Raw genomic sequence first — 9,956 nt, 5'->3', positions numbered from 1 at the left:
TCGTACTTTATTATCTAATCGCAAATCATCGGCAAAAACAGCGAGGTTACTTTCCGATAATCACCTCGCAAACCTTATCCTGGAATGCCCTTGCCTTGGCAGCCGAAAGCACATTCTGATTCATAATGGCAAAGGCCACTTCATGCCCGTTTTTCATTCGCAGATAGCCCGCAAGCGCATTTATCGCAGTGAACGAGCCTGTCTTGGCATGTACATTCCGAAAGGTGGGCGTACTTTTCATCCTGTTCTTCAATGTGCCGTCCACACCGCCTACGGGGAGAGATTTATAGAGTTTCCGGAAGATTCCTGTCCGTGAATACGCATATTTCAAGAAGTCTACCAACAGGGCGGGAGAGAGGTAGTTGTAGTTGGATAGCCCGCAGCCGTCTGCAATCTTATAATCCTTCGGGTCGTGCCCCAGGCGGCGGATTAACTTCATGATTTCCACGATTCCATCTTCGGCAGCCACCCGTCTCTTTCCCGTAGCCTGTGCGCCGAGACGGCAGAGCAAGGCTTCCGCATTCAGGTTGTCGCTCTCTTTCATCAATTGGTTCAGGACTTTCTGCACCGATGTATCCCAACCTGCCATCCGTTCTACATGAACACTGTCGCGCGGCAATTCCGCGAATGCATAAGATTGGGGAGCAACGACTCCTTTTGCCCGGAGACGTTCGAGGAAAGTATGCATAAAGAAAGCGGGGGAGTCATAGATATTGATATTGTCCTTTCGGATGGAAGCGACATTGCCCGAAACAACCAGATTATTCCCGTTCGTCAACCAGTCTCTTGAGAAAGAGAACTTTCCGGCAGAGGGGGTCCGTGTCTTTGTCCGGTTGGCCAGAGTATAATAAGAAGAGACAGGTTTGCAGGATATGCTTGCCGTATCTCCCTGCAAGGTGGAAGGAACCACTGAGATTTCAACCGTTCCCTTGCAGAACATAAGCGGAGACAAATACGGCTGGTATCCCGCAGGGGTATCGTCCCATGCCCACCCATGCCCCCAATAAAGGGAGTCTTTCATCGAAACATCACCATATACCTGCCCGTTAATTACGGAAAAAGGAAAAGTTATCACTTCCCCTATCAATGAATCCATCGCCTGGCTGTCAAATTCGGGGTCGAATCCGCCCACTACATACAGATTGCCTTGGAGCGTATCACGTTCTATCACGCCGTCGTGCCACACTTCCGTGCGGAAAGGTTCGTCCGCATCAGGGCGGGAGAGGGCGGTAATGGCAGTCAGCAGCTTCATGGTGGAAGCGGGGCGGGAGAGTTTTTCTGCACGGTAATTATAGAGCGGTTTCTTTGCCGTCAGGTCATAGACGGAGATGCCGACTTCGGACGCTTCGGGAAGCATCTTCTTGATAAGCGAATCTATCTGCGAAAAATCTCTTTGTGCCCACAAAGGCAGCAGACAGACGGACAACATGACGAGTAAAAGGCCTTTCTTCATACATTAATATACGTTTAGAGACAATTGCCTGCAAAACTATCCAAAACATATGACGCAACAAAGTAGCGGTAAAGAAAATGTTTAGAAAAGTTTTGCTTTTCAAAGTAAATCCATATTTTTGCTGCCGTCAACACTTCTGACAGTGTATTGATAAACATCCACTGAACAACTACCGACAGAGGCGACAGGGCAGTAAAACCAAAGTAAAATCAATATATAAAAAGCAAAATGACACTATGAAAACTATGAATGTTATGCGCAACGCCGCCTTATGCGAACTGTTCTTCTGTCTGGCAACAGGAAGCAACACTGTCACCGCCAACACTGCGGACAAAGACAACATCGCACTTCTCGACTATTTCTCCACCTGCCTGACATCACCGGACAAGAATCACACCTTCGAAAAAGGGAAACAATTCAGCCTTGCGAAAGTGGAACAATACCGCCAACTAGTATGGGACGCATGGCGGACAGCGAACGAACGTCTGGACGAAGAGGAACTAATCCCGCTGCAACCCCTGTCCGACAAGACATGCAGCCAATGGAACCTTCCCACCGAACTGGAACCGAATGCCGTGATGCCCTACTACTGGGGTATCAAGGGCACTACGAAACCCGATGAAGGCTATCCGCTGTTTATCTATACGCACGGATCGGGACCGAAAGCCGCAGAATGGGACACGGGACTTAAAATATGCCGGATGTTAGACGACGCACCGTCCGCCTACTTCATTCCGCAAATCCCCAACGAAGGAAACTACTACCGCTGGTGGCAGAAATCCAAGCAATATGCCTGGGAGAAACTATTGCGCCAATCGTTAGTATCCGGCCACATCAATCCGGACAGAGTGTATATCTTCGGCATCTCCGAAGGCGGATATGGCAGCCAGCGCCTTGCTTCTTTCTATGCCGATTACCTTGCCGGAGCAGGCCCCATGGCAGGTGGAGAGCCCCTGAAGAATGCTCCCGCCGAGAACTGCGCCCATATTGCTTTCTCTCTGAGGACAGGAGCCGATGACCGCGGCTTTTACCGGAATATCCTCACAGGCTACGTGAAGGAAGAATTTGAACGGTTGCAAACCCTGCACCCCGGGCTATACACCCATCAGATAGAGCTGATTCCCGGCAAAGGACATTCAATCGACTATCGCCCGACTACTCCGTGGCTGAAACAATACACCCGCAACCCTTATCCGAAATACGTCTATTGGGAAGATTTCGAGATGGACGGGCTGCACCGTAAAGGATTCTACAACCTCTTCGTCAAAGAACGTCCCAACGATGACATTAATGCCCGTACCCGCTACGAAATGACCGTCACAGGCAACCACATCACATTGAACGTGGACAATGTCACCTATGAAACGGTTCAAAAAGATCCGAGATGGGGCATTGAAATGAAGTGCAAGAAACATTATACACCTGCCGACAAAGGAAAAGTAATCATCTACCTCTGTGATGAACTCATAAATCTGAAGAAAGAGATTACTGTCACGGTAAACGGAAAACAGGTTTTTCAGGGGAAAATAAAGCCGGACCTTAAAAACATGGCAAACAGCTGTGCCGCTTTCTCCGACCCCCGACGTATCTATCCTGCCGCCATTGAGGTGGAACTGTGAGCCGGCAAACAAGAAGAACAGCAAAAATCCATAAAAAACGGGAGAATTTATTCAAAAAGTTCTTTCTTTATAAAGAAATAAGTATTTTTGTTTCAAATATTCTCCAATGAGAACAAATGAGCAAAGACATATAGACAATATTGCAGACAAAGGAGTGCGCAATAGAAAAGACCTTGATGTCTTTTTCAATCAATACTACGCTGTTTTCGTCTCCTTTGCCTGCCGGTATTGTCTGAACGAAGAGGAAGCGCGCGACATTGTTCAGGATGTATTTGTCAGCTTTTGGGAACAGCGGATGAATTTCACTTCCATTCTCACAATCAAGGCTTTCTTCTACCGCTCCATTTCCAATCGTATCCTCAACTATCTGAGACATGAAGAGGTGAAAAACCGGTATGCGGAGAGCCAGCTGAAAAAAATACAAAGTGAAGAATTCATCCTGGAAAGCGTTATCCGGGAAGAAGTCTCCTGCATGATACACAAGAAAATCAAAGAGCTTACCCCGCGTGAACAGGAAGTTATCCTGCTTTCTCTCCAAAATAAGTCAAATCAGGAAATAGCAGATCTGCTCTCATTATCCGTACCTACTGTAAAAACACATAAAATGCACGCATACGCCCGCCTGCGCGCAGAATTGGAAGAATTAAGATTTCTACTGCTTATTTTATAAAAAAACAACTTTTACTTCATACTCATTCCAAGGTTGCGTGTTTTTAAGATATAACAACTCGTAATTTATCACCGTCAATGGATATAAACAAGTATAAAGAAAGCATACAGATTGCAGAAGAAATCAGCAAGGAAATCTGCACAGGTAAGGACTCGACTTCCCGCCTAGTGAAGGAGTGGAAGAAGAATTCTGCCGGGTTGCATAAAGAATTACAGCAACAGCAGAGGTTGGCCGAAGAGATGAAATTCCGTGATTCCATCGAACTGGAAGGCCCCCTGCGCAACATACACCAACGTATCTCCCCATCACGGAAACTCTTCATCCGCACATCCGGCATAGCCGCCTCTCTCATACTGGCTGTTGCCCTGACCTCTTTATGGTTATGGCAGAAAGAGGAAAGAGAAGCTGTCCGATGGGCATCCACCGTCCCCGGAAAAGAACCTTCTTCCATCATCACCTGCGACAACAGGGCGGTGACATTAAAAGAAAACCGCCTGTCTGTGGTCGACAATCAACTTATCAGCAGCACAAGCGATGGCAAGAAAGATATTACGATCACCGTGGAACAAGACCTGCAACTCAACAGGCTCGTCGTACCGGCAGGAGCCGAACAGGTACTGACTCTGGAAGACGGGACTATTGTACAGATAAATGCCGCTTCCGAATTATTATTCCCCACTCATTTCACAAAGCAGGCAAGGCAGATCCAACTGGCAGGAGAAGCCTACCTGAAAGTGAAAGCAGATAAAGAAAACCCGTTCATTGTCCACCTTGGAATTTTGGACGTACAAGTAACCGGAACTATCTTCAATGTCAAGGCTTATGAAGAGGAGAACGAAATAAGTATCGCGCTTATTGAAGGCATAATCAGCATCTATAAAGAGAAGCAACTGTTGGCTGAATTACTTCCCGGACAACTGTTCACTTTCCGGAAAGACGAACAGGAATATACGGTGACCGACACCGACCTGTCAACTGTTACCGACTGGACAGAAGACCAATTCATTTTCTATAATGAAACAATTGAGAATATCATGCATAAAATATCACGCTGGTACAATGTAAACATCAGCGTCGACGAAAAAATAAAAAACGCACGCTACACCGGCATATTGTCGCGCAAACAGCCTCTCGTCAAAATACTGGATGCTCTCCGCATGACCGACGAACTTGAATTCGACATACAAGCCGATAAAAAAATAGATGTAGAAAAAAAGAATTAACACCCAAGTCTAACTTATAAAAAACGAAAAGCATGAGAGGAAGGTTCATTTTACAAGGATTAGTGATGCTGATAGCTTTCACATTATCCCTCGCGACTCCATTCAAGGCATACGCGCAAAGCGGGCAGAAGGAGAGAATTACAATCACGGTCAAGCAGAAACCATTGGAAGAGGTATTGAAGAAACTGAGCAAGGAATACAACTACCAGTTATTCTACAACAATTCATTGGTGAAGGGAATCCGTGTATCCGTCTCCATACAAAAGGCCGGAATAAATCAAACGATGGACGTGCTACTGGCAGGAACCGGACTGCAATATAGTATTAAGGAGAAAACGATCGTCATTACCACAATCCCTTCCCGGAATACCGCAAAAGAAAAGAAACTGCTCAGAGGGCGTGTGGTGGATAAAGAAGGGAGAGCTATTCCGGGAGTAAACATTTTCACAGGCGACAAGACACAGGGAGCTGTCAGCGACATCGACGGTAATTTTGCATTCTCCAGTCCACTGAAACACGGCACGCTGCTGAACTTCACTTCCATAGGCATGAAGCCGCAACGCATCGTGTATGGCGGAGAAAGTACCTTGAAAATAGTGATGGTAGAGGATGTCAACGAACTGGAAGCAGTTGTCGTCACCGGTGTGGTAAACAAAAAACGGGAAAGTTTTACCGGCTCGGCTTCCACATTCACTGCCGACGAGTTGAAAGCTGTCGGTACGCAGAATGTCATTTCTAGTTTGAAGACATTGGATCCAGCATTCAATGTATTGGAAAGCGGAGAATTCGGCTCCGACCCGAACCGGATGCCAGACATTGAAATCCGTGGAAAATCCAGTCTGATCAGTACCCGCGACGAACTGGCAGAAGACCCTAATCAGCCGCTGTTTATCCTTGACGGCTTCGAATCCTCATTAGAAGCGATCTACAACCTCGACATGAACCGGGTTGCTTCCATTACTATACTGAAAGACGCCGCCTCTACCGCCATCTATGGTTCCAAAGCATCGAACGGTGTTGTAGTAGTGGAAACAATCAGGCCCAAATCCGGAAAACTTCACCTTACCTACAACGGTTCGGCAAATATATCATGGGCAGACCTCTCAAGCTATAATCTAATGAATGCTTCGGAAAAGCTCCGGTTCGAACAAATGGTCGGAAGATATACCTCATCGACCCCCAGCCAGCAAATCGAACTGGATCAGTTATACAATAATAAACTGGCAGACGTAGCACGGGGAGTAGATACTTACTGGCTTGCAGAACCGCTACGTACCGGCATCAACCACCGCCACTCACTATATGCGGAAGGCGGAGAAGGCGCATTCCAGTTCGGACTGGGACTTTCATACAACGGCATCACCGGTATTATGAAAGAATCCAAACGCGACAACCTCAGCGGGAACATCGACCTGACTTACCGCCTCAACAAACTACAGTTTGTCAACAAGTTCTCTATGGACAACACGGCTTCCGGCAACCCGATCGTCGGCTTCTCCGAATATGCGGGCGCAAACCCATACTACATGAAATATAATGAAGACGGAGAGGTGGAAAGATGGCTTGAATATAATGACTATGTAGAAGCAGGTAACCCTCTGTACAACGCAGCACAAAACAGTTATAATAAAGGGAAATCCCTCTCCATCTCCGACAAGTTCATCATGGAGTATACTCCGATAGCGGCAATGAAAATACGTGCGCGTTTCGGAATTACCCATACCAACAGCAATACGGAAGCTTTTACCTCACCCCTCGACAGTGAGTATTCAAAGGTGGACTTTACCAAGCGCGGTTCATACAATTATAGCGAAACGGAAAGCAACAAGTATGAAGGCGAACTAACGGTAACCTACGGCAAGACTTTCAACAAGGCACATCTTGTCAACATCGCCGCCGGAGGATACCTGTCCCAACTCGACTCCAAATCACATGGATACGCAGCCGTCGGATTTCCGGTAGGAGACTTCACACTGCCTTCTTTTGCCAATGGTTATCCGGACAACGGAAGCCCCAGTTATTACGAAAGTACTTCCCGTTCGGTAAGTGCCTACGCTATCGGCAACTATGCCTTCAACAACCGTTACCTACTTGACTTCAGCTACCGTGTCAACGGTTCGTCCGTATTCGGGACAGACAAGCATTATATCGGAACCTGGGCAGTCGGCCTGGCATGGAACTTACACAATGAGAAATTTGTTTCTGAGAACATCGACGGCATCTCCATGTTCAAAATCCGTACCTCTATCGGTAATCCCGGCAACCAGAACTTCTCTTCATCGTCTACCATCACCACTTTCCGTTATAACTTCAATTCATTCAATTATTTCGGAATGACTACGTCACTCGCACAGTTAGGCAATCCGGATTTGGAATGGCAGACCACTATTGACCGGAACATCGGTTTCGACATCACAATACTGAACGACCGCCTGACTTTGACCGGCGATTATTATTACAAGACCACCGACCCGCTGCTAATCGGTATCGACATGCCTGCCTCTACCGGAGCAACCGGCAATGTCATCTATAAGAACTTCGGTAAACAAACGACCAAAGGTTTCAACGCGCAAGCCACCTATTACATCATCCGGCAGATGGACAAACGCTTCTGGTGGTCAGTCAGGGGAACGCTCCGCCACGGTTCAAGCGAACTCAACGGGATAGGCAACCGGCTGGAATCCTTTAACACATCAGGCAGGGAAGGAGATCAGAACGGGCAAAACAAATCTACCAAGCGTTACTTTGACGGAGCCGACCCTGACGCCATCTGGGCAGTCCGTTCCGCCGGTATCGACCCGGCAACCGGACGCGAAATCTTTATCAAACAGAACGGCGAACTCACCTACGACTTTTCATATGACGATGAAGTGATCATCGGCAGCAGCCGTCCTAAAGTAGAAGGTGTTCTCGGCAGCAGTTTCTCATGGAAAGGATTCTCCATGAATTTCGATTTCCGATATCGCATGGGGGGATACTCTTTCAATTCCGTATTATACAACAAGGTGGAGAACATCACGACAAGCCAGCTAAAGTATAATCAAGACAAACGGGCACTCTATGACAGATGGCAGAAACCGGGAGACATTGCCAAGTTCAAGAATATCGCCGACTCACAATCTACTCCAATGTCTTCACGCTTCGTGCAAAAAGACAATACACTGACACTGGAATCATTGCGTGTAGGATACGAATTCAAGCCGGAAATTGCCCGTAAAGTGGGAGTCAGTTCACTGAGGCTGAATGCTTACATGAACGACATATTCCGTATTTCCAGTATCAAGCAGGAACGCGGTACTTCTTATCCGTTTTCACGTAGCGTATCTTTCAATCTTTCATTAACTCTATAAAACGTATCCATTATGAAACTGAGAAACATTATCATATCATTGTCTATATTCCTGCTGACAGGCTGCCTGTGCGGCTGTACGGACTGGTTGGATTACAAACCCAAGGATAAACAAAGCGAAGAACAGCAGTTCAGCACCAAGGATGGTTTCTATGCTGCCGTAAACGGAATCTACAACCGCATGGCGGGAAATTCATTGTACGGAAAGTACCTGTCTTATGAAATGATTGATGTACTGGCACAACGCTACACTGTCAACCTGACCGGTGACGACAGTTACTCCAAGTACCTACAAGCATTAATCAACTGGGATTACAGCAACGAAACTGTACTTTCCGCCCTCAGCAGCATTTGGGGAGAAGGCTACTCTACCATCATGAACACCAACGTGATACTGAATAATCTAGAGAAAGACATGAATGGTGAAGGTACCGGAGTACTTCCCGAAAGAGAATATAAGATGCTGAAAGGAGAGATGCTGGCGGCAAGAGCCATGATCCATTTCGACCTGCTGCGCCTGTTCGGTCCGGTATATTTCCGTAATCCGGAAGGAAGAGGTATTCCCTACAACGAAAGTACTGAAACAAAAATTCTGGATATCCTTCCTGCTAAAACTGTACTGAAAGACTATATCATCCGCGACCTGAAAGCAGCCGAAGCGCTACTGCTCGAATCAGACCCGGTGCTTACCGAAGGCCCGAGAGCCGAATACGACCAAATAACAATGGACAATTCCATGCGTTACCGCCAGTTACGCTTAAACTACTACGCCACTGTCCTGCTCACCGCCCGTACTTATTTATGGGGTGGAGATATGGGCAATGCCCTGGCAGAAGCCCGCAAACTGACGGATGATCCTAAAGTGAGAGGGTTCTTTCCGGCAGTAGATTCCGGAACGCTACTGGGCAATTCCGTCAACCCTGACCTCATGTTTTCTACCGAGTGCCTCTTCGGATATTACAACAAAGACAGAGGACTGATTTATGATTATACATTCGGCGGTTCAAACACGGGCAACAAACTGTTGGTACCACGTGCCGGATATGTAGACGGACAGTTGTTTGCCAACAATCCCGGAGATTACCGTTACCAGTCACAATGGGAAAACGGAAGCACACTGGACGGCAACAGCTCCAAGCGGCTGGTCAAATTCCGCGAAATCACGGATACAGCCAAAGATGAAATGTCAGGAAGCACCAGTGACGAAAACCAGATTCTGCAAGTACAAAAATTCCACGGTACATTCTGCTCACTTATAAAATTGAGCGAAGCATACTATATCGCAGCGGAAGCCATGGCTACGGAAGGATCGGAAGTTTACGACATGACAGCAGCATGGAACTATCTGCAACAAATATTCGACAGCAGGGGCGCAGTGCGGTCAAGCAACAATTTCCGGGATCTCCTGACAAAAGAATATATCCGCGAATTTATCGGTGAAGGACAAGTCTTCTTCTATTTCAAGCGCTTGAACAAAGCATTTGACAACGCTTACAACGGACGGCAAGCTATTCGGATTGAAATCATACCGGGATTTCTTTATGATGATAAGGAAAACGTCACCGAAGAAGCCAAAGAGAGACGCTTTATAGCACCTCTGCCAACCAATGAACTGGATAATCGTTAAACCCCTAAAGACATG

Annotated in this window: 6 protein-coding genes; 5 read left to right on the top strand and 1 reads right to left on the bottom strand. The window is 47.0% G+C overall.

Going from position 1 to position 9,956, the window contains the following annotated elements:
- Positions 1-46: 46 nt before the first annotated feature.
- Positions 47-1,453, bottom strand: a complete 1,407-nt coding sequence (gene dacB, locus ACGHVY_RS24230) for a D-alanyl-D-alanine carboxypeptidase/D-alanyl-D-alanine-endopeptidase (RefSeq protein ID WP_390602054.1) — start codon at positions 1,451-1,453, stop codon at positions 47-49.
- A 245-nt stretch (positions 1,454-1,698) separates the two neighbouring features.
- Between dacB and ACGHVY_RS24225 the strand changes: the two genes are divergently transcribed.
- The 5 genes from ACGHVY_RS24225 to ACGHVY_RS24205 all read left to right on the top strand — a co-directional run bounded on the left by ACGHVY_RS24225 (position 1,699) and on the right by ACGHVY_RS24205 (position 9,941).
- Entirely contained in the window at positions 1,699-3,072 is a 1,374-nt protein-coding gene (locus tag ACGHVY_RS24225; RefSeq protein WP_390602073.1) for a hypothetical protein, read from the top strand.
- A gap of 106 nt (positions 3,073-3,178) precedes the next feature.
- Entirely contained in the window at positions 3,179-3,742 is a 564-nt protein-coding gene (locus tag ACGHVY_RS24220) for an RNA polymerase sigma-70 factor (protein WP_390602053.1), read from the top strand.
- Positions 3,743-3,819: 77 nt separating this feature from the next.
- Complete coding sequence (locus ACGHVY_RS24215; RefSeq protein ID WP_390602052.1) at positions 3,820-4,965, top strand: FecR family protein; 1,146 nt, start codon at positions 3,820-3,822, stop codon at positions 4,963-4,965.
- Positions 4,966-4,997: 32 nt separating this feature from the next.
- Positions 4,998-8,315 carry a SusC/RagA family TonB-linked outer membrane protein gene (locus tag ACGHVY_RS24210; RefSeq protein WP_390602051.1) on the top strand — a complete coding sequence of 1,106 codons (3,318 nt, stop codon included), beginning with the start codon at positions 4,998-5,000 and terminating at the stop codon, positions 8,313-8,315.
- 12 nt (positions 8,316-8,327) lie between these two features.
- A complete protein-coding gene (locus tag ACGHVY_RS24205; protein ID WP_390602050.1) occupies positions 8,328-9,941 on the top strand; it encodes a RagB/SusD family nutrient uptake outer membrane protein in 1,614 nt (537 codons plus the stop codon).
- The last annotated feature ends 15 nt before the right edge of the window (positions 9,942-9,956 follow it).

The organism is Bacteroides sp. f07 (assembly GCF_042854785.1).
Lineage (GTDB): Bacteria > Bacteroidota > Bacteroidia > Bacteroidales > Bacteroidaceae > Bacteroides.
This window is presented reverse-complemented; position numbering and strand designations above follow the sequence as displayed.

Excerpts from the sequence above, each read along its gene's own strand:
- ACGHVY_RS24220 (WP_390602053.1), top strand. The coding sequence starts at position 3,179 with ATGAGAACAAATGAGCAAAGACATATAGACAATATTGCAGACAAAGGA.
- ACGHVY_RS24205 (WP_390602050.1), top strand. The coding sequence starts at position 8,328 with ATGAAACTGAGAAACATTATCATATCATTGTCTATATTCCTGCTGACA.
- dacB (WP_390602054.1), bottom strand. The coding sequence starts at position 1,453 with ATGAAGAAAGGCCTTTTACTCGTCATGTTGTCCGTCTGTCTGCTGCCT.
- ACGHVY_RS24225 (WP_390602073.1), top strand. The coding sequence starts at position 1,699 with ATGAATGTTATGCGCAACGCCGCCTTATGCGAACTGTTCTTCTGTCTG.
- ACGHVY_RS24210 (WP_390602051.1), top strand. The coding sequence starts at position 4,998 with ATGAGAGGAAGGTTCATTTTACAAGGATTAGTGATGCTGATAGCTTTC.
- ACGHVY_RS24215 (WP_390602052.1), top strand. The coding sequence starts at position 3,820 with ATGGATATAAACAAGTATAAAGAAAGCATACAGATTGCAGAAGAAATC.